The sequence below is a fragment of the Rhizobium sp. SG741 genome (assembly GCF_012275435.1).
In the GTDB taxonomy this organism is placed as follows: domain Bacteria; phylum Pseudomonadota; class Alphaproteobacteria; order Rhizobiales; family Rhizobiaceae; genus Rhizobium; species Rhizobium lusitanum.
Genome location: NZ_JAAZQP010000008.1, coordinates 170,256 through 192,833, shown reverse-complemented (window position 1 = coordinate 192,833; position 22,578 = coordinate 170,256). Strand labels below are relative to the sequence as shown.

Below are 22,578 nucleotides of genomic sequence, written 5' to 3'. Positions count from 1 at the left end.
CGATAAACGGCCACATGCCCGCAACTGCGCTTCCCGTCCGGTCAGGCAACCAGACGCGGATATTCGATGGCCGGGCAGCGGTCCATGACGACCCTGACGCCCGCGGCCTCGGCTCTAGCCGCCGCCGCGTCATCGCGCACGCCGAGCTGGCCCCAGATGACAGGCGGCCTTGGCTCAATCATGATGGTCTCCTCGACCACCGCGCGCAGATATTCGGGCGCCCGGAAAACATCGACCATGTCCACCGGCTCGGGAATATCGGACAGATGCGCATAGACCCACTGCCCGAGGATTTCCTTGCCGGCTTGCCCGGGGTTGACCGGAATGACACGATACCCCCTGTTCAGCAGATAGGCCATGACGCCATTGCTCGGCCGCGCCGGATTGGGCGAAGCGCCGACGAGCGCGATGGTCCTTACGGATAGAAGGATGTCAGCAATATAGGAATCATCATAATTATTGTGGTTCATCACCAAGCCTCCCAACTCGATCACACTTGCGTTTTCGCCACAGATATAGAAACCGCGGCGGCAGTTTCCACGTATATATTACATTATAACAACTTCAGGGAGGATTAACCCGATGAAAAAGATCGTACTCCTGGGCCTGCTGATCACATCGGCAGCCTCGCCGGCGATGGCGATTTCGCGATATAACTCCATGTCCATGACCTGCGCCGAAGCCAGGGCGACCATCAGTCGCGAGCGCGCGGTGATCATGCGCTATCCGGCCAAAAGAACACCCAACATGACGCTTTACGATCGCTACGTCGTCAACAGCGATGCGTGCGACCTCGGCTACTATGCCTATCAGGATTATCTGCCGACGAAGGATCGCGCCTCCTGCCCTGTCTATACGTGTCGGCCGACCACTGATCTCGATGACGATGAATTGATTTTCCGGCGCTGATCATAATCAGCCAGGGCTGGTGATTGAATACAACCGTTTTCGATCACACAGACGGGCACGACCCTTGATTGTCTTAAGTATAGCGCGCTGCCGCCATGGCAGTCTGCGATAGCGCATTGATGCGCCTCAATTGGGAGTGCGTTCCAAAGCGCTTTCACCCGCTTTACCCCGGTCAACTCCAGCACGTTCTCATGAAATACAACTTCTGTTCACTATTCATTCATATTCAATTAGTAAAGTCTTATAAAAGAAGACCGAAAATGAGAACCGATTGCGAACACGCAATATATGCAAATTCATTAATTTTCCACAGAATATTTTTTGGTTCTTCGCCGACCTATACCGCAGGAAACATTGCATCAGGAGTTTTATACCTGAAACCATAACCCGCTTTTTCAAAGATTTATACCGTTGCCAACGCCAATCTCTGTAATATTCTTCGATATCTGCAATTTTATCCACAATATTTTGCGTTGCAGCAGGATCGGTCAGCGTTAACAGCCGCTCCATCGGGTCATGGCCGCACCAACAGATTGTGTAGTCATTTTTTTCAACGATGCAATGTGATGTCTCTTCGAGTAAGGCTGGCCTAATTCTACCCTTGCGTTCATATGACATGCGATACTTGTTCGCGCTTCATACTCCAATAAATTATTAATATATAATTTTATAGGCATGCGTCGGAACATACGGCGAACCCATTTACTGACCTCGACAACCCTGCATCTAAACGGGCGGCGGCATGTTTGCGGCTAGAACATCCTGTTGCTTTTTGTCGTATTACGGGTCAAATGGCAGTCACTTTCCCACAAAACATCAAGCTTTTGTTGGCTAGCGTTCATTTCAGAGGTTCCTGTGTCTTTCGACGTCATCGCTCTTGTCCTTTTCGGTGCCTTACTGCACGCGACATGGAATGCGATTATCAAGGCGGGAACCGATAAGTCGCTGGATGCCGCACTGGTTTCGGCTGGTGGCGCGGCTGCAGCCCTGCCCTTGCTGCCGTTCCTGCCGCTACCGGCCTCCGCGGCCTGGCCGTTCATCGGCGCTTCGGCGATCCTCCAGTTCGCTTATTTCCAGCTTGTCGCGGCGGCCTACCGCGCCGGCGACATCGGCCTCGTCTATCCGCTGATGCGAGGTGTCGCGCCGTTGATCATCGTTTCCACAAGCAGTTTCATTCTCAAGGAGACGCTTTCGGGTGGCGCCCTGATCGGCACGATGACCATCTGCGCCGGGATATTGACGCTTGCCTTCGAGGCACGAAAAGGCAGCCGCCGCGCGATCGTGCTGGCGCTTGCCAACGCCGCTGTCATCGCGACCTATACCTATGTCGACGGCATCGGCGCGCGGATATCCGGCAATTCCATATCCTATACGCTGTGGATGTCGCTCCTGCCGCCGGTCCTTCTGTTTGCATGGGCAATCTCGCAGCGCGGCGTCAATGCCGTCGCCGCCCACATCCGCTACAATTGGTGGCGCGGGCTTATCGGCGGCGGCGGTTCGATCATCTCGTACGGGCTTGCCTTATGGGCGATGACCAAGGCTCCGGTCGCCATGGTTGCCGCCCTGCGCGAGACGTCGATCCTCTTCGCGCTGGTCATCTCAGTCGTCGTTTTGAAGGAGCGCTCGAGCATCTGGCGTTACGTCGCTGGCGCGATTATCGCCGCCGGCGTCCTGGTTTTACGGCTGGGTTGACGCTCTCTATGTGTGGTATAATTATACCGTATATGTAACTAATTGATTTCACTTACTTATTTTTGCAGTCGCCAAATTTCGATATGTTGACGTTGGCATCAGTTCGCTTTATAAGCCGCCACAGATCGCAGCCTTTCCGGGCTGCTTTCTTTTTGGCGTGCGTTTACACGCCAAATCAAGCAACAAGAAACGCCCTGATGCCTTCGGGTCCGGGGTCCTAAAAGAGAGTATTCGACATGGCAACCTTCTCCCAGAAGCCTGCAGAGGTGGAGAAGAAGTGGATTCTCATCGACGCCGAAGGGCTCGTCGTTGGTCGTCTCGCTTCTATCATCGCAATGCGTCTGCGTGGCAAGCATAAGGCTACCTTCACGCCGCACGTCGACGACGGCGACAACGTCATCGTCATCAATGCCGACAAGATCGTTTTCACCGGCAAGAAGTACGAAGACAAGGTTTACTACTGGCACACCGGTTATGCCGGCGGCATCAAGGAGCGTACGGCTCGTCAGATCATCGAAGGCCGCTTCCCGGAGCGCGTCGTCGAAAAGGCTGTCGAGCGCATGGTTCCCCGCGGCCCGCTCGGCCGTCGCCAGATGAAGAACCTGCGCGTCTACGCCGGCTCGAACCATCCCCATGAAGCCCAGCAGCCAGTCGTTCTCGACGTGGCCAAGCTCAACAAGAAGAACGTAAGGAGCGCCTGATAATGGCTGATCTCTCTTCCCTGAAGGATCTCGGCACGGTATCGGAAGCAGCTGCTCCCGTTCACGTCCGCAAGGTTGACTCGCTCGGTCGCTCCTACGCGACCGGCAAGCGCAAGGACGCTGTCGCTCGTGTATGGCTCAAGGCCGGCTCGGGCAAGATCATCGTCAACGGCAAGGACTACACGGCCTATTTCGCCCGTCCGGTTCTGCAGATGATCCTGCGCCAGCCGATCTTCGCCGCTGCTCGTGACGGCCAGTTCGACATCATCGCAACCGTTGCCGGCGGTGGTCTCTCCGGCCAGGCCGGCGCCGTTCGTCACGGCCTGTCCAAGGCGCTCACCTACTTCGAACCCGGCCTGCGCCCGGTCCTGAAGAAGGGCGGCTTCCTGACCCGCGACAGCCGCGTCGTCGAACGCAAGAAGTACGGCCGTGCGAAGGCACGTCGTTCGTTCCAGTTCTCCAAGCGTTAATCGCTTACCTGAGATCGGAATTTGGAAAGGCTGGGTGCGAACCCGGCCTTTTTGTTTTGCGCGTTGTCGCATCCGGGCGATGCTGGTAGACAATGGCAATGCCTCCAGAATATCGAGGCCGCAGACAGGACCTTATGATGGGAAGCACTCCGTCAGCAGACAGATAGGCCGCAGCAGCTTTTTTATGTTGTTGCGGCGTCTGTCCCAGCCAATCCGATCGTGACGAAAAGACAGGCTGCCGCCAAATCCAGTCATTTGAGCGGATGTCTACCCATGACTTCAAAAATCTCAACGTGGAACTATCGCCTATCGGCAGCGCTGCTGCTGATGGCGCCTTTCGATATTCTCGCCTCCCTTGCGATGGATATCTATCTTCCGGTCGTCCCTATTATCATGCCTCGTGCACTCGATACGTCGCCAGCCACCGTCCAGCTGACCCTCAGCCTCTACATGTTCATGCTCGGCGCTGGCCAGATCGTCTTCGGTCCGCTTTCCGATATCGTTGGACGTCGCCCGGTGCTTGTCGGCGGTGCGGCGCTGTTTGCGGCCGCATCCTTCCTGCTCGCCGGCACCTCCTCCGCCGGCCTGTTCGTCGCACTGCGCCTGCTGCAGGCGGTCGGTGCCTCGGCGGCTCTCGTTGCGACCTTTGCAACGGTCCGCGATGTCTATGCCGACCGCCCGGAAGGCGCCCAGATCTACAGCCTGCTGGGATCGATGCTCTCCTTCGTACCGACGCTCGGTCCGATCGCCGGTGCCTTGATTGCGGGCCACTTCGGCTGGCGCGCCATATTCCTGGCTCTCGGTATCCTAACGCTCGTGGCAATCCTCAATGCAGTTGCGCGCTGGCACGAAACCCGCCCAACAACAGTTTCGATACCGAAGACGGCTTTCCGTCCGATCCTGAAGGACTTTTCCTTCTGGACCTATACGACCGGCTTCAGCGCAGCCATGGGTGCCTTCTTCATATTCTTCTCGACCGCTCCACGCGTGCTGATCGATCGGGCCGGTTTCTCCGGCATCGCCTTCAGCCTAGCCTTCGCGACGGCGGCCTTGGTGATGATCCTAACGGCACGTTTCGCCGGGAGCTTCGTCAAGCGATGGGGCTCAGCCGGCAGCCTTGCGCGGGGTATGATGATGCTGCTCGTCGGCGCGGTGTTGCTTGCCGCCGGAGAGCTGCTTCTCATTCCATCCTTTGTCAGCTTCGTTCTGCCGATGTGGGTCATTGCGATCGGCATCGTCTTTGCGACGGCAGTTACGGCGAATGGCGCGCTTCGAGCCTTCGACGATACGGCAGGAACGGCGGTCGCGCTCTATTTCTGCGTCGAAAGCCTGATCGTCGGCCTTATCGGCACCTTGTTCGTCGTCTTCCTTCACGGAGACACCGCATACCCACTCGCAGGCTATTGCATCGTCATGGCTCTTATCACGCTGTTCGCCCTGCGGCGTCTGCAGAGAAGAAGCTGAAGCTCCGCCAAAGGCGCCTCAACCCTGGGGCCGAGATCGGAATTTGGAAAGGCTGGGTGCGAACCCGGCCTTTTTGTTTTTACACGTGCACGGCAAAAGTGCATATCTGTCGAGGCAAGTCATGCCTCCGATGGCAGACACGGGCCTTCTTCATGAGGAGTGCACACATGCTCAGATTCGCTTTGCCCATCTTGTTCGCGTTTGCCGGCATATCGCCAGCCCTTTGCGACGATGCCGGACAGGCACCGCCGCCAGACAAGGCGGCGGAGATGCAGAGCATGAAGGACTTTCTTCAGGCAAACTCCGATTGCCGCGAGTTCACCGATAGCTGTTCCTACTGCGTTGTGACCGATGGTCGCGCCGATTGCTCCACGCCGCAAATCGCCTGCGTGAAAAAGGAATATCAATGCACGGCCAGATCGGGCAAATAGGCGTTCGAGGCCCGCTCCCTCGCGATTCACATCGAAGCTCGCGAATCCCGTTCGCCCCAAGAGGCACGCCATGAGCACAGACAGACCATCGCATTTCGCGGATACGCCGCAGCCGCCCTATTACATCGTTTCCTTTTCCTCCATCCGCACGCCGGGAGACAACGGCTATGGAGCCATGGGCGAACGCATGGAGACGCTCGCACTGGCGCAGGACGGCTGTCTCGGGCTCGAGAGCGCGCGGGGCGCCGACGGCTTCGGCATCACCATCTCCTTCTGGCGGGACGAGAAAAGCATTCTTGCCTGGAAGAATGTCGTGTCGCATCTGGCAGCGCAGAAGCTCGGGCGCGAGCGCTGGTACGAGCAATATAAGGTTCGCATAGCGCGGGTAGAACGGGCCTATGATTTCCATGCGAGCAAAGGAGACGCCCTTGCCGAGCACGTCGATTGACCATGCCTTTACCGCGACAAACCTGACCTCGGCCGCCAGCGACCCGACCTTTGCCGGCGCGCTATCCTTCATGCGCCGCCGCTTTACAAAATCGCTCGAAGAGGTCGATGCCGTGGTCTGGGGCATACCCTTCGATGCCGCGACCTCCAACCGGCCGGGAACGCGCTTCGGGCCGCAGGCGATCCGCCGCGCCTCGGCCATCTTCGACAATGACCCGCAATATCCCTTCAATCGCGATCTCTTTGCCGAGATGTCCGTCATCGACTACGGCGACTGCCTGCTCGATTACGGCAATCATCAGGAAACACCCGCCGCAATCGAGCGGCAGACCACGGCGATCCTCGACAGCGGCGCTTTCATGCTGACGCTGGGCGGCGACCATTTCATCACGTGGCCACTGCTGAAAGCGCATGCGGCCAAGCATGGTCCCCTAGCCCTTGTGCAGTTCGATGCGCATCAGGACACATGGTTCGATGACGGCCGACGGCTCGACCATGGTTCCTTTGTCGCCCGCGCTGTCCGCGATGGCCTGATCGATCCTGATCGCTCCATCCAGATCGGCATACGCACGCATGCGCCTGATGATTTCGGCATCCAGATTCTCCACGGCCATCAGGTGGAAGACATGAGCGCCGCCGATATCGCCTCGACGATCATCTCCCACACCAAGGGCGCACCCGCCTATCTGACCTTCGATATCGATTGCCTCGACCCCGCCTATGCGCCGGGTACTGGAACGCCGGTAGCCGGTGGCCCCTCCAGCGCGAAGATCCTCTCGACGCTTCAACGCCTGGATCAGCTCGACATCAGAGGCGCGGATGTCGTCGAGGTGTCACCTGCCTACGACCATGCCGATATCACCGCCATTGCAGGGGCAACAGTAGCGATGTATATGCTCGGTCTCCACGCTGAAAGGCGTGCGGCTGGACGTTAGGGCATGATCCCGAAAAGTGTGAAACGGTTTTCGGATAAGATCATGACCAGAAAATTGCAGCCGTTATCATTTTGAATCAACTCCATGGCAAACTGAGTCCGGAAATACTCTGAACCTATTGAAAGAGCAGGAATAAGATGGCACCGAAGATCTTCATCGATGGCGAACACGGAACCACGGGCTTGCAGATCCGCACGCGCATGGCCGACCGCCGTGATGTCGAACTCCTGTCCATTCCTGAAGCCGAACGGCGCAATCCCCCCATGCGCGAGGACATGCTGAACAGCGCCGATATCGCCATTCTCTGCCTGCCCGACGATGCGTCGAAGGAAGCGGTGAAAATGGTCGCGGCCAACAACAATGTCCGCGTCATCGACACGTCTACCGCCTTCCGTATCCATCCGGATTGGGCCTATGGCTTTGCCGAGATGGACAGCAATCAGGGCAACAAGATCAGGGCTGCGCGTTTCGTCGCCAATCCGGGCTGCTATCCCACAGGCGCGATCGGTCTCATCCGTCCGCTGCGCGCCGCCGGCATCATTCCGGCGGGCTATCCTGTGACGGTCAATGCCGTTTCCGGCTATACCGGTGGCGGCAAGCAGATGATCGCCCAGATGGAAAACCCCGATCATCCGGATGCGATCAGCGCTCCGCACTTCCTTTACGGCCTGTCGCTGACCCACAAGCACGTGCCTGAGATGACGACGCATGGCCTGCTCGACCGTGCACCGATCTTCTCGCCATCCGTCGGCCGCTTCCCGCAGGGTATGATCGTGCAGGTGCCGCTGTATCTCGGCGATCTGGCTGAAGGTGCTACACTGGAAAGCATTCACGCCGCACTCTCAGCCCATTATGCCGGCCAGGATATCGTTCAGGTCGTCCCGCTCGACGAGAGCCGTGCCCTGCCGCGCGTCAACGCTGTTGAACTGGCGGGCAAGGACACAATGAAGCTCTTCGTGTTCGGTACGCCGGGCGCCGGCCAAGTCAATCTGGTGGCGCTGCTCGACAATCTCGGCAAGGGTGCGTCGGGTGCTGCGGTACAGAATATGGATCTGATGCTGAGCGCCTGAGGCGCCAAACGCCGGCCTACAAGCGGACACTCCATGCACCCGGCCCGATCATCCCGTCGAGGATAGATCAGGCCGGGCTCCTTCGTGTCACGCAGAGATCCCCCGTCAATTCGACAGTCTCCAAGCGCCTGCGGCCACAATTCCGCCTTGTCGCTAAATTAGCAGCCTCTACACAAAAAAGTGATCGGCTGTGATGCGGCGCGACCAATTGTCGGCCGGATTTATTCCTTAACCGCTTCGCTGGCCCGGATGACTGGGCCGTCGAAGACACCGCTATTTTCAATCAATATTCAAGAATGAACCAGCGTAAAGGAATTGGTTACCATAATTCGGCATGCTTCCAGACAGTCGGCAGTGTGGTGGTCGTGATGCGGGTTCCGCGTCGAGACGCGTGTGCATCTGTGAGCCGGCATGGTGTCTGTGTAGTTTGGATAACGAGTATCATGGCGTTTGTGACCGATGGCTTCGGTAGCTTCAATTCGCGTTTCGGCTACGCCTCGCGACGGAAAAAATCCTTCAGCATCCGCCCCGGCACATTGGCCACCGGCGTCGCCGTGGTGGCCTTCGCCTGGGTCGCCGCCACGCTGATCACCACGCAATCGATGGTGCTGTCCCTCCCCGGCGCGACCAGCACAGCCAATGATTTTCTGACGCCGCGGGCATCCGCCTTCATCGTGCCGCAAGGCCACATGGCGCATCCTGCCCGGCTCTCCAGCCAGGTCGCATCGCTGAACGAGCGGAGCCGCTTCGGCAGCGCGCCGGCGAACGCACCGGTGGGCGAGGCAACCCATGAGCTGACGAAGGATGACGCAGTTCAGGCGAAGACCGCCAATCGGGACGCCGTGCGCTTGCAGCTGGCGAACGCTCTGGCGCAACAGACATCCGAGATCAAGCTGGCTCGAAGCGAGGCAGCGAGCATTAAGAGCGGCCGTGTCGAAGTGGCAGCCTCGCCGGAGGCAATCGACCATCTGCGCAAGGTGATCGCGGTCAACTTTGCCGCCGCGGTCCAATCACTGGCCCAAGTAAAATACGCCGCCGCCTCCATACCGGCGGTGGGTCCGGCAAACTCCGTTCCGGAGCCGGTCGCCGTTGCGTCGGCAGCCCCCGTTGCAAACCTGCCTGCAATTGCCGAAGCGACACCGCTGCCGGCCAAGGATGCCGATATCGCAATGGCGGAAGCTGTGCTGAGCGTGGTGCCGATGGCCCGCCCCGACCGCGAGCCGGAAGTACAGCGCACCAATATCCCAGCGTCAGCCGCCATCGCCAGGGCAACGATCAAGGATGCCCCCGCGCAGCCACCGGCGCGTCTCTTGGCCTATGCGAATCCGGACGACAGCTCCGTGCGCAAGACGAAGCCATTCCTCAATCCCTTTGCCGCCATCAGCCCGGGCGAAGGTACGGCCATCTACGACATCGAGGCGAAGACCGTCTATCTGCCGAGCGGCGAGCGTCTGGAAGCCCATTCCGGCCTCGGCTACATGCGTGACAATCCGCGTTATGTCGACCGCAAAAATACCGGCCCGACGCCGCCTGAGACTTATAAGCTGACGTACAGGGAAAGCCCGTTCCATGGCGTACAGGCGCTGCGCCTAACACCCACAGGCGGCTCCCGCGTCTATGGCCGCGACGGCTTGCTGGCTCATACGTACATGCTCAGAGGAGGCCGAGCAGAATCGAATGGCTGCGTGGTCTTTAAGGATTACAATCGCTTCCTCGCCGCCTTCAAGCGCGGTGAAATCAAGCACTTGAAAGTCGTGTCGCGGATGTCGTCGGCGGCAAGCGTCGCCTCAGCACGCTAAGAAGGATTGAATTGAGGCGCGATGCGCCTCAATCTCCCACGACGATCGACGTCTGGCGCGGCAATTCGCCATAAAAGCCCCGCCAATTGGCGATCGCGAAACCAAAGACGATCAAAGCACCCGCCTGATGCGCCAATGCCAGGTGTAGCGGCACCTGCAGCAGCAGCGTGGTGATGCCGAGTATCGCCTGAATCAGCACAAGCAGGAACAGGACGACCGAGCGGCGTGCATGTGTCGTCTGCGGCGCTGCGCCCAGCGAAATGATCATGTTGATGGCGACGACGATGAACAGCGCATAGGCGCCGAGGCGATGGACGAACTGCACCGTCTTCGGATTTTCGAAGAAATTGATCCAGCCCGGCGACTGTACGAGCAATCCATCCGGGACTATGGCGCCATCCATGAGCGGCCAGGTGTTGTAACTCAGGCCGGCATCCAACCCGGCGACGAGAGCGCCGAGATAGATCTGAAATAGCGCCATAATGGCAATGAGGCCCGCCAGCTTCGCCGAATAGCGGGTCGGCGCCGGTTCGTTCGAATGCGGCGACAGCGCGCGCATGAACCACATGCAGGCGGCAAAGATCAGACAGGCGGTGACGAGATGGATGGCGAGGCGATACTGGCTGACGTCCGTGCGCGCCTCCAGGCCCGATGACACCATCCACCAGCCGATCGCGCCCTGCAGGCCTCCGAGCAGAAAGATACCGGCAAGCGGCAGCCAAAGCTTGCGTTCGACACGGCCGGTCAGGACGAAGAACAGCAGGGGTAGGCCGAAGATGATGCCGATGGCGCGCGCGAGCAGGCGGTGTGCCCATTCCCACCAGAAAATGCCCTTGAACTCGCCGACCGTCATGTCCTTGTTCAGGAGCTGGAATTGCGGAATGCGCTTGTAGAGGTCGAATTCCTCCTGCCATTCCTGGGCATTGAGAGGCGGGATGACGCCGTGGATCGGCTGCCACTGGGTGATCGACAGGCCGGAATTGGTCAGGCGCGTCGCACCGCCCACCAGCACCAGGCCGAAGAGAACCAGCAGCACACAAGCAAGCCAGAGGCGGATGGCGCGGCGATTGCGGTCCTGGCGGACCACTTCCTTCAGTATAGCCTGTTCCGACGTGAAATTAGTGGCAGCCATGACGTCTCCCTTCGATCAGGCTGTTGATTTGCCCGATAGGGGCGTGCAAAACAAGTCCCGGGAGTTTGCGGCATGCCGTCGCGGCATGTCGTCGTAAGAGGAGAGACCACCCCGTGCCCCTTCGCCTGCGCAAATTCATAGGCATGATCCTGCTTGTGCTGTTGGTTGCAATCTATGCGATCGTTGCCATGATCGTTGCAGTGCGCACGCTCGGAGATCAACCCGGCTGGGTCCATTTCCTCTACTTCCTGTTCAGCGGCATCATCTGGGTGCTGCCGGCCATGGGGATCATCAAATGGATGGCCGGGCCGCGTCCGCAATAGCCGCTGCGCTGGGCAATTTACGCAAGGCTAACCCTGATCCACGGGATATGCGCGCGGATCGTCCCATCTTAAGCCAAAAATAAGCCGCGACCCGCAAGACTGCGTTCGAACGCCGCCAGAGCGGAGAGGATCGGATGCAGACGCAAGAACGGGATATCGCCGTCACGGCCGTTGCCTTGGCAACGGGCGAGCGGAGCATGCCCGTTACAGCGCAGCCGGCTATGGGCGGCGGCTTCCGCATCGACGTCTTCGACAGCATGGCCGCGCTTGAGGCCGAATGGCGCGCGCTGGAACGAGACGACCTGGCTTCGCTGCACCAGAGCTATGATTGGTGCTCGGCCTGGGTGGAGACCTTTCGGCATCCGCTGGCTATCGTTCGCGGCTCGCTTGGAGATCATACCGCCTTCATCCTGCCGCTGGAGATCATCCGCGAACGCGGCGTGCGCCGAGCCGAATTCATCGGCACGCGCCATAGCAACATCAACACCGGCCTGTTCTCCGCCGAATTTCTGCAGGGCGCCGCCGAGGGCCTGACGTCCGCGCAGGCGACGGCAGTCGCAGAAGCCCTGCGCGGCAAGGCGGATATCGTCATCCTGCGCAACGTGCCGCTCGACTGGCGCGGCCGCAGAAGCCCGCTTGCCTCGCTACCCGCCGTGGAAAACCAGAACCACGCCTTCCAACTGCCTTTCCTCGGCAGTTTCGAGGCGAGCCTGAAACAGGTGAACGCCAAGCGCCGCCGCAAGAAGTTCAAGCACCAGAGCCGTCTCCTCGATGCCAAGGGCGGCTATGACTATGTGAACGCCGCGCCCGATCAGCAGGATGCGCTGCTCGACCTGTTCTTCGAGCAGAAGGCGACCCGCTTCCGGGAAGCCGGCTTGCCCGACGTCTTTGCCCATGCGCCGACGCAAGCCGCTCTGCGCCGGCTGCTGCGTCATGGGAATGATGGCGTCGATGCCACGCTGCAGATGCATGCCCTCCGGCTCAAGGGCGAACATGAGGGGCACATTGCGGCGGTCGCGGCCCTGTCTCGCAAGGGCGATCACGTCATCTGCCAGTTTGCCTCGATCGACGAGGCGCTGGTTGCCGAGGCGAGCCCCGGCGAGTTGCTGTTCTGGTTGATGATCGAGCGTCTGCATCGCGAGGGCGTCGCCCTCTTCGATTTCGGCATCGGCGACCAGAACTACAAGCGCTCCTGGTGTCCGATGGAGACCACGCAGCATGATCTGTTCCTGCCGATATCCGGCATCGGCCATGTAGCGGCTCTGGCAGAACGAAGCATCACGCGCGCCAAGGCCGCCATCAAGTCCAACCGGCAGCTCTATGGCTTCATCCAGCGGCTGCGGGCCCGGCGGGGCGCGGGTCCGGCTGTGGCCGACGAGAACGACAGGGATTGATCACGCCGCGTCGCGCCGTGTATCCGGATCGAGCTCCTCGCGCCATCCGGACATCAGGATGATGTGCTCATAGCCAGCCTTCTGGAATTCCGCCATCGCTGCAATGAATTGGCCTTCGTCGGGCACCGGCATGGAGAGAATGATCTCCGTATCCTTGCTGCGCGTCAGTCGCGCGACGCCGGAAACATCGGCTGCGCCGCATTCGACAAGAACGATGTCATAGGCCGAACCGAGCGCATCAAGGATCAGCGACAGCCGGTCGGCGCCGCGCATCGCACGACCGAGATCGCTCATGCCCTGCGGCACGAGATGGGCGTCGGAGAGCCGATCAGGGTGGATCGTATCCGCAAAGGCGGCCTCGCCGCACAGCAGGTCGGTCACGCCTGAAAGTTCGTCGTGCTCGGCCATGAGCCGGGAGGGGCAACCCGTTCCTGTCATGTCGACCAGCACGATACGGCTTCCGGCATCCGCAATCGTCCGTGCCAGCATCACCGTCGCTGTGGATCCGCTGTCACCGTTCGGGGATATGGCAATCGCCAGCCTGGAGCCGTTGGCGATCAGATAGTCGGCGACGGACTGGATGGAGAAATCCTCCTCGTCTTCCACTTCCTGAACCGCCGGCTTCGGCTTGAGCTCCGGATCGACTGCCGCCGCCATCTCCTGCGCCAGGGTTTCGTCTGCCGGGACCGAAAGCATGCTTGCCGGCACATCGGCGCGCTTCACCATGGCCAGCGCCGGCGCCGTCTGGATATCAGGCTGAGGACGAGCGGGCATTTCCGGCGAAGCCTTCTCGTCGCGACCGACGGGCCGCAATGCGCGACCGCTGAACAGTTCCGCCAGCATGATGACGATGGCGGTCAGGATGAAGGTCGCCAATGCTGATACCACGACGATCGGGCCGACCTTCGGGAAATATGGATCGACCGGCTCGACCGCCTTCGAAACCACGCGGGCATCGGCCGGGCTCGAATTCTTGTCCACGCGGGAAGCAGCCTCGCGATAGCGGGCGAGATAGGTTTCCAGCAATTGCCGCTCCGCCGCGGCCTCGCGCTCCAGTGCATTGAGGCCGACCTCGTCTTCCCCTGCCCTGGCGCTATCGGCCTTCAGCGTGTTCGATTGCGCCAGCAGTTGCTGCTCGCGCAGCTGCGCCACCTTGGCTTCGTTTTCGATGCTGGCCAGAATCCTCTGGGTCTCGCGATTGATCTGCTGGCGGATGTCGACGAGCTGCGCCCGCAGGCTCCTCAGCCTGGGATGGCCATCCATCAGCGTCGTGGACAGATCCGAGATCTGCGATTCCAGGTTGGACTCCGTCGCTTTCAGCCGCTGGATTGCCTGCGAACCGGCGACATCGGCAAGCGTGTCGGTGGAGCGGCCGCTGGCGAGCGCGTTGCGCACCGCCTGGGCCCGCGCTTCGGCATTGGCCTTATCGCCGCGCACCTGCGCCAGCTGGCCTGAGATATCGCCAAGCTGCTGCGTTGCGAAATTGCCGTTCTGGCTCGTTTGAAGAAGCCCGTTGGCCGAGCGGTAGTCGGCGACCTTCTTTTCGGCCTCGCTGACCTTCTCGCGCAGACTGTTGATCTCCGGTTCCAGCCAGCGCGTCGCCTCGCTATTGGAATCGAGCTTGGCGCCGCTCTGCATCGAGAGATAGACCTGCGCCATCGCGTTCGGCACGCTGGCGGCAAGATCCGGATCGCGGGAGGTGAAGCTTATGCCGATCACGCGCGAACTGTTGATCTGGTAGACCTGCAGCCGGCTGGTGAAGGCATCCAGCATCCGCTCTTCCGGCGCCTTGTCGAGGGCACCGCGCTTCAGATGCAGCATGACGAAAATATCGGAAAGTGCGGAGCTCTTGTTGGCTGCGGCGAATTCCGGGTGCTCGGGGAGCTTGAGATTGGTAATGACCTGCTTGATCAGATCCGCCGACTGCAGGATCTGGACCTGGCTGGCGATGTTAAGCTCGTCGAGCAGAGGCGCCGAACCAGCGTCGTTGCCGGTCGTCGTCGTTGCAAAGGCCGGTGCACGCTGCTCGATCAGAATACGGGTCTCGCTGCGATATTCCGGCGAAACCACCTTGGCGAGGACAAATGCCAGACAGGCGCCTGCCAGCGTAATGACAATGACCCGCAATCGCCGCCGCCATACGGCGCGAAAGAGCTGCGCGAGATCGATGTCCACATCCTGCTGGGTGTTGTTGACACCGGACATATACAAGAACTCCATAATATAAAGCCGAAATTAATCGTAAACGACTATGGTAACCCAAGCGTTAATAGTATTTCGCATGCATCGCTTTCGATATGCCTAATATTTGCGAGAGAATTTTCTTGGCTATTTACCGACCGTTAACCCTAACGGATCGATAACGACGACAGTGATTTTCCTCTCCTGTGAGCGCGAAATGCCCTTCGCAAAGCCAAAGATTGTTCTGGCACTCGGCATGGCTGCCGTGAGCGCCGCGCTCACCGGCTGCAACACCTATCAGCCTGCGCCGAAGGCCTTCAGCGAAGCCACGATTCAGCCATATACGCTGGATAGCGGCGACCGCCTGCGTGTGACCGTCTTCGATCAGCCAGGCCTGACGAACACCTTTACGGTCGACCAGGCCGGCTATATCGCCTTCCCGCTCATCGGCCAGGTCCCTGCCCGCGGCCGGACGTTGCAGCAGCTCTCCGGCCAGATCGCGCAGAAGCTTCGCCAAGGATATATCCGCGATCCCGACGTGACAATCGATGTCGATCGCTACCGCTCTGTCTATATCATGGGCGAGGTCGGCCAGCCGGGCCAATATTCCTATGTGCCTGGTATGACCGTGCAGAACGCCATAGCAGTCGCCGGCGGCTTCTCCAGCCGCGCCAACCAGGCCAATGCGGACGTCACGCGCAAGATCAACGGCCACGTGATGACCGGGCGCGTCGGCATCTCCGATCCGGTGCTGGCGGGCGATACGATCTATGTCAGAGAACGATTGTTCTGACAGCGCCCGATCATGGCAAAACCGCTCCGTATCCTCCATTGCTTCAGGTCTCCGGTTGGCGGGATCTTCCGCCACGTCCGCGATCTGGCGGAGGAACAGAGCAAAGCGGGACATGAAGTCGGCATCCTTTGCGACAGCCTCACCGGCGGGGAGCATGAGGACCGGCTGTTCGACGACATCGCCCCCTTTCTGGCACTCGGCGTGACCCGTCTGCCTATCCGGCGTCAAATCAGCCTCTCCGACGCGACGACGCTTTGGCGCGGTTACAAGAAAATCAAGAGTTTGCGGCCGGATGTGCTGCACGGGCATGGCGCCAAGGGCGGCCTGCTTGCGCGCGTTCTCGGCTCGATCCTGCGGGTGAACAGGTATCGCGTAGCCCGCCTTTATACTGCGCATGGCGGCAGCCTGCATTTTTCGCGCAGCTCGCCACAGGGAATGCTGGTGCACAGCCTGGAGCGGATACTGGAATTTCTGACCGACGGTCTGATCTTCATCTGCGATTTCGAGCGCCGCACCTACGAAAGGAAAGTCGGCAAGCCGCGCACGCGCTCGGTCATGATCTACAACGGCATCAGCGAGAGGGATTTTCGCAATATACCCACACGATCGGACTCCGTGCATTTCGTCTATATCGGCATGATGCGGGACCTGAAGGGTCCCGATCTGTTTATGGACGCTTTCGCAAAGACAGAGCGGCGGATCGGCCGGCCACTATCCGCGCTGATGATCGGCGATGGTCCGGACAGGGACAGATACCGCGCCATGATGATCGAGCAGGGTCTCGGTCACCGTATCGGCATGCTGCCGGCCATGCGTGTACACGAAGCCTTTTCGATGTCTCAAAACGTCGTCGTTCCCTCGCGCGCCGAGGCCATGCCTTACATCGTTCTGGAAGCGCTTGCGGCAGGAAAGACGGTGATCGCTTCGCGCGTCGGCGGCATTCCCGAGGCGCTCGGAGAAAATAGCGCGGCGCTCGCCGAACCCGACGACGCCGACGATCTGGCGCGCGTCATGGCCGAAGCGATCACGGAACCGGGCTGGGGCAGCCGCAACATGCCGAATATCCAGGCGATCCGCTCGGCCTTTTCAGCCTCCGTCATGGCAAGAGATACTTTGCACCTGTATCATAATATACTTGGATTAGACGGAGAACATTAGAATACAAGCAAGTGGTGTAAGCGTTTTTTAGCTGATATCTGCTAGGCCAATTCCGGTAACGACCGGATGAATTGCCATGAACAACATCGACAAGTCCGAGCAGTTTAACTTGGACAATATTCGCAAGCAGGTTTCCGAAATCCGCACACGTGGCGCCGAAGAAGCCCGCAGCGAGCGTCCGGCCGGCGAAATCAATGCCTATGCGCTGCAGATCGCCGAACAATTTCGCGAAGGCAATCAGACGCCGGCCATCATCATAGGGCAATATCGGCTCTTCGAATTCCTGTCGCTGCTTGCCGTCGGCCTGGCGATCCTCTTCTTTGGAATGACGACGGATGGTCATCCCTTCCTCTCGAAAGCCGTGGTGACCGTCGCGCTCAGTGGCCTCGCGATCGTCTTTCTGCAGGTCGCCGACGCATACCAGATCCCGATTTTGCGTGCGCCGCAGCGTTTCCTGCAACGAATTCTCGGGCCATGGGCAGCGGCCTTCATCGTCATGACCCTTGCCCTCCTCCCGTTCGACGTCAACAATATCTATTCGTTCCGCCTTCTCGGCATCTGGTTCGCGACAGGCGCGGTGTTTCTTTTGGTTGCCCGCCTGGTCTTCGCATACGGCATCCGTCATTGGGCCCGCAACGGCGTCATGGAAAGACGCGCCGTCATCGTCGGCGGCGGCGAGCCGGCCAAGGAGCTGATCCGCGCGCTCGAGCATCAGATTGACAATGATATACGCATCTGCGGCATCTTCGATGATCGCGGCGAAAAGCGCTCGCCCGTCATGGTCGCCGGTTATCCGAAGCTGGGCACGGTTTCCGAGTTGGTCGAGTTCGCTCGGCTCACGCGCATAGACATGCTGATCATCGCGCTGCCGATCAGCGCCGAAGAACGCATTCTGCAATTGCTCAAGATGCTCTGGGTGCTGCCCGTCGACATTCGGCTTGCTGCGCATGCCAACAAGCTGCGCTTCCGCCCGCGCGCCTATTCGCATGTGGGCGCCGTGCCGATGCTCGATATCTTCAACAAGCCGATCCGCGATTGGGATGGCGTCGCCAAGCGCATCTTCGATGTCCTCTTCAGCGTGCTGGCGCTTACGCTTCTTTGGCCGATCATGCTCGGCGCGGCGATTGCCGTGAAGACGACGTCGAAAGGGCCCGTATTCTTCATGCAGAAGCGCCACGGCTTCAACAACGAGATCATCAAGGTCTTGAAGTTCCGCTCCATGTATACGCACATGAGCGACCCGACCGCCCGCAACGCCGTCACCAAGAACGACCCTCGCGTCACGCCTGTCGGACGCTTCATCCGCAAGACCTCGATCGATGAGCTGCCGCAGCTCTTCAACGTGCTGCTTGGCAATCTCTCGCTCGTCGGTCCGCGACCGCATGCCGTGCTCGCCGCCAGCCACAATCGCACCTATTCCGATGTCGTCGAAGGTTATTTCGCTCGCCATCGCGTCAAGCCCGGCGTGACCGGCTGGGCACAGATCAACGGTTGGCGGGGCGAAATCGACAGCGACGACAAGATCAAGTTCCGTACCGCATACGACCTCTATTACATCGAGAACTGGTCGCTGGCGTTCGATCTGAAGATCCTCTTCCTGACGCCGTTCCGTCTGCTCAATACGGAAAACGCCTATTGACCGCGATCGACCTCCCATCGTCTCGCGTCGCGCAGCCGCAGCTCGCCACAATGCGGCTGATCGGAACGGCTGGCGTCGCCTTCGGAGTGTTCCTGTCGGGCTTCGTGATCGCGGAACCCGCCCCCTATGAACTGTGGCTCGCCTTTCTCATCGGCACCTGGTTCATTCTCGGGCTGAAGATATCCCGCAGCGTCGCGCCGCTTCTGGCCCTGTTTCTGGCCTTCAATGTCGGCGGCATGCTGTCGATCACGCAGATGCGCAATCTCGACGCCAGCGACCATCTCGACGGTCCTGTCTATATCGCCGTCTCCACCTTCCTGGCACTCAGCTCCGTCTTCTATGCTGCCATCATCGAAGACGGTGAAAAGAGGCTGAAGCTGATCTTCAATACCTGGGTCGTAGCAGCGCTGATCACGGCGAGCCTCGGTATTCTCGGCTATTTCCATGCCGTTCCCGGCTTCGATATCTTCACCCGCTACGACCGCGCGATGGGTGCGTTCCAGGATCCGAACGTCTTCGGTCCCTATCTGGTGACACCGAGCATATACCTCATGCACGGTATCTTGATCGGCGATCTGAAGAAGGCGCCGATCAAGGGCATCTGCCTGTTCATTCTGGCCTTCGGCATCTTCCTCTCCTTCTCCCGCGCCGCCTGGGCCCTGTTTGCCTTCGCCTCGGCTATGCTGATCTTCTGCATGCTGCTGAAGCACCGCAGCAACGCATTCCGGCTGCGCATCCTTGTCATGTCGCTGACCGCGATCATTCTCATGGTCGTCCTGCTCGTCGTCGCGCTGCAATTCCATCAGGTCAGCGACCTGTTCTCCACGCGTACCCAACTCGTGCAGGACTATGACGGCGGCCACCTCGGCCGTTTCGAACGTCATCGCATCGGCTTCATGATGTCCATGGAGCGGCCGCTCGGCATAGGGCCACTGGTCTTCGGCAAACTCTTTCGCGAGGACGAGCACAATACCTGGCTGAAGACGCTGACCACCTACGGCTGGCTCGGCTTCTTCTGCTGGGTCAGCATGATCTGCTGGACCATCTATATCGGCTTTCGCAATCTCCTGAAGGAACGGCCCTGGCAGCCCTACGTGATGATCGCCTGGATCGTCATTCTCGGCCATGTCGGCATCGGCAATGTCATCGATACCGACCACTGGCGCCATCTCTACATGTTGATCGGCATCGTCTGGGGCTGCGGCGCCCTCGAGCGGAAATATCAGCGTAGCTCGAGCCGAAGGGAAGCAGCACCGTGAACATTCATAGTAGCACCAAGCGTCTGTCGCTGCTGCAGGTTCTCGAGCCGAGCGGCGGCGGCTCCGGACGGCATTTCCTCGATCTGTGCCGGGCGATGCAGCGGCGCGGTCATTCGGTGACCGCCGTCTATTCGCCGCTGCGCGCCGAGGCCGCCTTCGTCGCGGAGCTCGAAGGCATGGGCCTCGACAACGTCATTCCGCTTGCCATGCGCCGCGCTCCGGGTCCCTGGGATGTCACCGCATGGTGGCATCTGCGCAAGATCGCAGCCCTTAATGGACCGTTCGATCTGATCCACGGCCATAGCTCGAAGGCCGGGGCACTGACACGATTGCGGCTGCCGGGACGACATGTGCCGGTCCTTTACACGCCGCACGCCTTTCGCACCATGGACCCGACGCTCGGCTCGAGGGGCCGATTGATCTATGGCGGCATCGAGCGCTTTCTCGGCAGCCGGCTGACCGACCGCCTGATCTGCGTCTCCCGCGACGAATATAACCACGCGCTGTCGTTGGGCATTCCCGAAGCGCGTCTGCGCATCGTCGTCAATGGCGTCAGTGCACCGCCAACCAGCCAACGCGCTGCCATCCGCACCCGCTACGGCATCCCTCAGGACGCCCTCCTCTTCGGTTTCGTCGGCCGACTGACCCCGCAAAAAGCGCCGGAGCGGCTTGTCAAAGCTTTTTCCCGCATCGCCCATGGCTTGCCGCAGGCGCATTTGTTGATGATCGGGATCGGGGAACTTGCGGAAGCCGTCAACGACATGATCAGGGCCGCCGGGCTGGCGCACCGCGCCCGCCTTGACGGCAGCATACCGGGCGTTACCGCCATCGATGCGTTCGATGTCGTTGTTATGCCGAGCCGATATGAAGCAATGTCCTATGTAATGCTGGAAGCGGCGTCGGCAGGAAAGCCGCTGGTACTGGCCGATGTCGGCGGCGCGCGCACGGTGCTGGAGCCCGATAGGAACGGTTACATCGTACCGAACAGCGACGATCCCGCGGAACTTGCCGCCGCGATGTCGCACTTTGCCGACCCCAATCTGCTGGCACGCATTGCCGCCGAAGCACGCCGCCGCAAGGACGGCTATACGCTCGACGGTATGGCCGATGCGACCGAGGAGATCTATTACGACCTGCTCGGCTATCCTGCCCCCGTTCGCCTGGAACGGCAGGAAAAAGTCCCGTTGCCTGAGATCGCCAAAGAGCGGACGAAGAGCGCTGCCGCATTCTAAACTCGAACGCGGTTTCCATCCGAAATGAGTTCCGATTTTCCGGCTTATGCGATACAGTTAAACCATGATTACATCAGCACAATTACGCGGCGCGCGCGCCATGCTCGGACTGACGGCGGAGACGCTCGCCAGCGAGAGCAAGCTTCCAGTGTCGACGATCGAAGCCCTGGAAACGGATGCCAATTCCGCAGATGCCAAGGCGCTTGCCACGGTTCGCTCCGTCCTTGAAACCCGCGGCGTTCTGTTCCTTGCCAGCGGCGGCGATGACGCCGGCGGCGCCGGCGTCCGCTTCAAGCATTGGGCCGAGGATGGCAGCATCCGGCCGGAAAACCTGAACGCCACCAATGATGATTGACGGCCGGAGCGGTTATGCGTTTCGCCGAACCGCTCTACGGCATTGTTTTTCCGCCATTCCAGACGGCAAACTGCCGCAGTTTTCTTGCTGTGGCTCTAGGCCGCTAGCCCCCAGCTCTTGACCAGTTGCTCCGGCGCGGAAACGGCCGCGGCCAGGATGAAGCGCTCGGTATCGTTTGCCGGTTCCCGGCCCTCGATGACCGAACCGACCGGCAAGCCATGGCCGAAATCGTTCAGCGTGACGAGTTCCAGGATCATGTTGCCATAATCGTCGCGCCATTCGCGCCGCTCGCCGCCTTCGAAAAGGCGCAGGCGGCCCTTGGTCTGCGGACGATCGCGCACGGCAAGCCACTGAGCGACCGACGCTTCCGCGTTGGCAAAGGACACGACATCGTCGGCATCGCCATGCCAGATGGAAACAACGGGATAGCTGCGGGCATTCGGAGAGACCTCGCGAACGAGATCGGCCCATTTTTCGGCCGTACGCGTGGAGCCGCGATTCATGACATCCATAGCCGACATGGCATCGCGAGCGGCTCCAAAAGGCAAGCCGCCGATGACGGCACCCGCGGCAAACAGCTCCGGATAGGTCACAAGCAGCGCCGCGGCCATGGCGCCGCCGGCAGACAGACCCATGACGAAAATCCTGTTATCGTCAATCTCGTGCAGCCGTCGGCTGGAATCGATCATCTCGCGGATGGAACCGAGCTCGCCACGGTCGCGCGTCACCATGCTCGGGCGAAACCAGTTGAAACACAGATTGGGATTGTTCGATGTCTTCTGCTCGGCGTAAAGCACGGCAAACCCGTGCTGACGAGCCAGAGCCGACCAGCCGCTGGCGCGATCGAAATCCTCGGCATTCTGATGACACCCGTGCAGGACGACGACGAGCGGCATCGGCCCTTTGATGCCCGGCGGCACATATTCGAGCATGCGAAGATCGCCTGGATTGCGACCGAACCACAAAACTTCCGTCAGTTGCTGCGGCACCGGGCGCGTGGGGACGCGACGACGCGGTGGCGGAGATTGCGGCCGTGTCGCCGGAAACATGAGCTGCGGCAGCTCGACGGAATCGACAAGCAGGCGGCGAAGCCGGCTCGGAACTTTGAAATTCATCATGGACCTTTCAGATTCTCCGCGCCCGCCGCTAGTGGTTTTCCTCCGTCGCGGCAGCCGCGCACTGTCCCCCAGGGGG

General features: G+C 60.2%; 23 protein-coding genes. 18 read left to right on the top strand and 5 right to left on the bottom strand.

Features of this window, described 5'->3' with window-relative positions; translation table 11 throughout:
- Positions 1-41 precede the first annotated feature (41 nt).
- Positions 42-470 (bottom strand): CoA-binding protein, encoded by a 429-nt coding sequence (locus FHT29_RS21200; RefSeq protein WP_037194426.1) that lies wholly within the window; start codon positions 468-470, stop codon positions 42-44.
- A gap of 112 nt (positions 471-582) precedes the next feature.
- On the opposite strand from FHT29_RS21200, the gene FHT29_RS21195 reads away from it, so the two are divergent.
- On the top strand, positions 583-909 hold the full coding sequence (locus tag FHT29_RS21195; protein WP_037194174.1) for a hypothetical protein: 327 nt from the start codon (positions 583-585) through the stop codon (positions 907-909).
- Positions 910-1,125: 216 nt separating this feature from the next.
- Here FHT29_RS21195 and FHT29_RS21190 read toward each other — a convergent pair whose 3' ends face one another.
- Complete coding sequence (locus tag FHT29_RS21190; RefSeq protein ID WP_131511854.1) at positions 1,126-1,527, bottom strand: hypothetical protein; 402 nt, start codon at positions 1,525-1,527, stop codon at positions 1,126-1,128.
- 237 nt (positions 1,528-1,764) lie between these two features.
- Here FHT29_RS21190 and FHT29_RS21185 point away from each other — a divergent pair, with 237 nt between their 5' ends.
- The 9 genes from FHT29_RS21185 to FHT29_RS21145 all read left to right on the top strand — a co-directional run bounded on the left by FHT29_RS21185 (position 1,765) and on the right by FHT29_RS21145 (position 9,918).
- Positions 1,765-2,601, top strand: coding sequence for a DMT family transporter (locus tag FHT29_RS21185; RefSeq protein ID WP_047553024.1), 837 nt, complete (start codon positions 1,765-1,767; stop codon positions 2,599-2,601).
- A 236-nt stretch (positions 2,602-2,837) separates the two neighbouring features.
- On the top strand, positions 2,838-3,302 hold the full coding sequence (rplM, locus tag FHT29_RS21180) for a 50S ribosomal protein L13 (protein ID WP_034507580.1): 465 nt from the start codon (positions 2,838-2,840) through the stop codon (positions 3,300-3,302).
- Between the two features lie 2 nt (positions 3,303-3,304).
- A complete protein-coding gene (rpsI, locus tag FHT29_RS21175) occupies positions 3,305-3,772 on the top strand; it encodes a 30S ribosomal protein S9 (RefSeq protein ID WP_037194169.1) in 468 nt (155 codons plus the stop codon).
- A gap of 273 nt (positions 3,773-4,045) precedes the next feature.
- On the top strand, positions 4,046-5,236 hold the full coding sequence (gene cml / locus FHT29_RS21170; protein ID WP_047553021.1) for a CmlA/FloR family chloramphenicol efflux MFS transporter: 1,191 nt from the start codon (positions 4,046-4,048) through the stop codon (positions 5,234-5,236).
- A 167-nt stretch (positions 5,237-5,403) separates the two neighbouring features.
- Positions 5,404-5,667, top strand: coding sequence for a hypothetical protein (locus tag FHT29_RS21165; RefSeq protein ID WP_047553018.1), 264 nt, complete (start codon positions 5,404-5,406; stop codon positions 5,665-5,667).
- A gap of 70 nt (positions 5,668-5,737) precedes the next feature.
- Positions 5,738-6,115 carry an antibiotic biosynthesis monooxygenase gene (locus FHT29_RS21160; RefSeq protein ID WP_047553015.1) on the top strand — a complete coding sequence of 126 codons (378 nt, stop codon included), beginning with the start codon at positions 5,738-5,740 and terminating at the stop codon, positions 6,113-6,115.
- The gene (speB, locus tag FHT29_RS21155; RefSeq protein WP_047553012.1) at positions 6,096-7,049 is read left to right on the top strand and encodes an agmatinase; all 954 of its coding nucleotides are present in this window, start codon (positions 6,096-6,098) and stop codon (positions 7,047-7,049) included. The genes FHT29_RS21160 and speB overlap by 20 nt, the downstream gene beginning before the upstream one ends.
- 137 nt (positions 7,050-7,186) lie before the next feature.
- Entirely contained in the window at positions 7,187-8,119 is a 933-nt protein-coding gene (argC, locus tag FHT29_RS21150) for an N-acetyl-gamma-glutamyl-phosphate reductase (RefSeq protein WP_168600104.1), read from the top strand.
- A 443-nt stretch (positions 8,120-8,562) separates the two neighbouring features.
- Positions 8,563-9,918, top strand: a complete 1,356-nt coding sequence (locus tag FHT29_RS21145) for a DUF2778 domain-containing protein (RefSeq protein ID WP_168600103.1) — start codon at positions 8,563-8,565, stop codon at positions 9,916-9,918.
- Between the two features lie 28 nt (positions 9,919-9,946).
- Here FHT29_RS21145 and FHT29_RS21140 read toward each other — a convergent pair whose 3' ends face one another.
- Positions 9,947-11,050 carry a COX15/CtaA family protein gene (locus FHT29_RS21140; protein ID WP_168600102.1) on the bottom strand — a complete coding sequence of 368 codons (1,104 nt, stop codon included), beginning with the start codon at positions 11,048-11,050 and terminating at the stop codon, positions 9,947-9,949.
- Positions 11,051-11,163: 113 nt separating this feature from the next.
- Here FHT29_RS21140 and FHT29_RS21135 point away from each other — a divergent pair, with 113 nt between their 5' ends.
- Both FHT29_RS21135 and FHT29_RS21130 read left to right on the top strand, forming a co-directional pair.
- The gene (locus FHT29_RS21135; protein WP_037194153.1) at positions 11,164-11,373 is read left to right on the top strand and encodes a DUF2842 domain-containing protein; all 210 of its coding nucleotides are present in this window, start codon (positions 11,164-11,166) and stop codon (positions 11,371-11,373) included.
- A 134-nt stretch (positions 11,374-11,507) separates the two neighbouring features.
- Positions 11,508-12,767 carry a GNAT family N-acetyltransferase gene (locus tag FHT29_RS21130; RefSeq protein WP_168600101.1) on the top strand — a complete coding sequence of 420 codons (1,260 nt, stop codon included), beginning with the start codon at positions 11,508-11,510 and terminating at the stop codon, positions 12,765-12,767.
- Here the strand turns inward: FHT29_RS21130 and FHT29_RS21125 are convergent, their stop codons facing one another.
- Positions 12,768-14,972 carry an exopolysaccharide transport family protein gene (locus tag FHT29_RS21125; RefSeq protein ID WP_168600100.1) on the bottom strand — a complete coding sequence of 735 codons (2,205 nt, stop codon included), beginning with the start codon at positions 14,970-14,972 and terminating at the stop codon, positions 12,768-12,770.
- Positions 14,973-15,165: 193 nt separating this feature from the next.
- Here FHT29_RS21125 and FHT29_RS21120 point away from each other — a divergent pair, with 193 nt between their 5' ends.
- From FHT29_RS21120 to FHT29_RS21095, 6 genes are all read left to right on the top strand, one after another.
- On the top strand, positions 15,166-15,741 hold the full coding sequence (locus FHT29_RS21120) for a polysaccharide biosynthesis/export family protein (RefSeq protein ID WP_037194147.1): 576 nt from the start codon (positions 15,166-15,168) through the stop codon (positions 15,739-15,741).
- A 12-nt stretch (positions 15,742-15,753) separates the two neighbouring features.
- Entirely contained in the window at positions 15,754-16,899 is a 1,146-nt protein-coding gene (locus FHT29_RS21115; RefSeq protein ID WP_037194145.1) for a glycosyltransferase family 4 protein, read from the top strand.
- Positions 16,900-16,975: 76 nt separating this feature from the next.
- The gene (locus FHT29_RS21110; protein ID WP_047552996.1) at positions 16,976-18,538 is read left to right on the top strand and encodes an undecaprenyl-phosphate glucose phosphotransferase; all 1,563 of its coding nucleotides are present in this window, start codon (positions 16,976-16,978) and stop codon (positions 18,536-18,538) included.
- On the top strand, positions 18,535-19,797 hold the full coding sequence (locus FHT29_RS21105) for an O-antigen ligase family protein (RefSeq protein ID WP_168600099.1): 1,263 nt from the start codon (positions 18,535-18,537) through the stop codon (positions 19,795-19,797). The genes FHT29_RS21110 and FHT29_RS21105 overlap by 4 nt, the downstream gene beginning before the upstream one ends.
- The gene (locus FHT29_RS21100; protein WP_168600098.1) at positions 19,794-21,029 is read left to right on the top strand and encodes a glycosyltransferase family 4 protein; all 1,236 of its coding nucleotides are present in this window, start codon (positions 19,794-19,796) and stop codon (positions 21,027-21,029) included. Before FHT29_RS21105 ends, FHT29_RS21100 begins: the two co-directional genes overlap by 4 nt.
- A 64-nt stretch (positions 21,030-21,093) precedes the next feature.
- On the top strand, positions 21,094-21,384 hold the full coding sequence (locus tag FHT29_RS21095) for a helix-turn-helix domain-containing protein (RefSeq protein WP_037194136.1): 291 nt from the start codon (positions 21,094-21,096) through the stop codon (positions 21,382-21,384).
- A gap of 95 nt (positions 21,385-21,479) precedes the next feature.
- Here FHT29_RS21095 and FHT29_RS21090 read toward each other — a convergent pair whose 3' ends face one another.
- Positions 21,480-22,502, bottom strand: coding sequence for a PHB depolymerase family esterase (locus FHT29_RS21090; protein ID WP_234903714.1), 1,023 nt, complete (start codon positions 22,500-22,502; stop codon positions 21,480-21,482).
- Positions 22,503-22,578 lie beyond the last annotated feature (76 nt).

Excerpts from the sequence above, each read along its gene's own strand:
- FHT29_RS21145 (WP_168600103.1), top strand. The coding sequence starts at position 8,563 with ATGGCGTTTGTGACCGATGGCTTCGGTAGCTTCAATTCGCGTTTCGGC.
- FHT29_RS21095 (WP_037194136.1), top strand. The coding sequence starts at position 21,094 with ATGATTACATCAGCACAATTACGCGGCGCGCGCGCCATGCTCGGACTG.
- FHT29_RS21090 (WP_234903714.1), bottom strand. The coding sequence starts at position 22,502 with ATGATGAATTTCAAAGTTCCGAGCCGGCTTCGCCGCCTGCTTGTCGAT.
- FHT29_RS21110 (WP_047552996.1), top strand. The coding sequence starts at position 16,976 with ATGAACAACATCGACAAGTCCGAGCAGTTTAACTTGGACAATATTCGC.
- FHT29_RS21190 (WP_131511854.1), bottom strand. The coding sequence starts at position 1,527 with ATGTCATATGAACGCAAGGGTAGAATTAGGCCAGCCTTACTCGAAGAG.
- FHT29_RS21195 (WP_037194174.1), top strand. The coding sequence starts at position 583 with ATGAAAAAGATCGTACTCCTGGGCCTGCTGATCACATCGGCAGCCTCG.
- FHT29_RS21200 (WP_037194426.1), bottom strand. The coding sequence starts at position 470 with ATGAACCACAATAATTATGATGATTCCTATATTGCTGACATCCTTCTA.
- rplM (WP_034507580.1), top strand. The coding sequence starts at position 2,838 with ATGGCAACCTTCTCCCAGAAGCCTGCAGAGGTGGAGAAGAAGTGGATT.
- rpsI (WP_037194169.1), top strand. The coding sequence starts at position 3,305 with ATGGCTGATCTCTCTTCCCTGAAGGATCTCGGCACGGTATCGGAAGCA.
- argC (WP_168600104.1), top strand. The coding sequence starts at position 7,187 with ATGGCACCGAAGATCTTCATCGATGGCGAACACGGAACCACGGGCTTG.
- cml (WP_047553021.1), top strand. The coding sequence starts at position 4,046 with ATGACTTCAAAAATCTCAACGTGGAACTATCGCCTATCGGCAGCGCTG.
- FHT29_RS21125 (WP_168600100.1), bottom strand. The coding sequence starts at position 14,972 with ATGTCCGGTGTCAACAACACCCAGCAGGATGTGGACATCGATCTCGCG.
- FHT29_RS21120 (WP_037194147.1), top strand. The coding sequence starts at position 15,166 with ATGCCCTTCGCAAAGCCAAAGATTGTTCTGGCACTCGGCATGGCTGCC.
- FHT29_RS21115 (WP_037194145.1), top strand. The coding sequence starts at position 15,754 with ATGGCAAAACCGCTCCGTATCCTCCATTGCTTCAGGTCTCCGGTTGGC.
- FHT29_RS21165 (WP_047553018.1), top strand. The coding sequence starts at position 5,404 with ATGCTCAGATTCGCTTTGCCCATCTTGTTCGCGTTTGCCGGCATATCG.
- FHT29_RS21160 (WP_047553015.1), top strand. The coding sequence starts at position 5,738 with ATGAGCACAGACAGACCATCGCATTTCGCGGATACGCCGCAGCCGCCC.
- FHT29_RS21140 (WP_168600102.1), bottom strand. The coding sequence starts at position 11,050 with ATGGCTGCCACTAATTTCACGTCGGAACAGGCTATACTGAAGGAAGTG.
- FHT29_RS21130 (WP_168600101.1), top strand. The coding sequence starts at position 11,508 with ATGCAGACGCAAGAACGGGATATCGCCGTCACGGCCGTTGCCTTGGCA.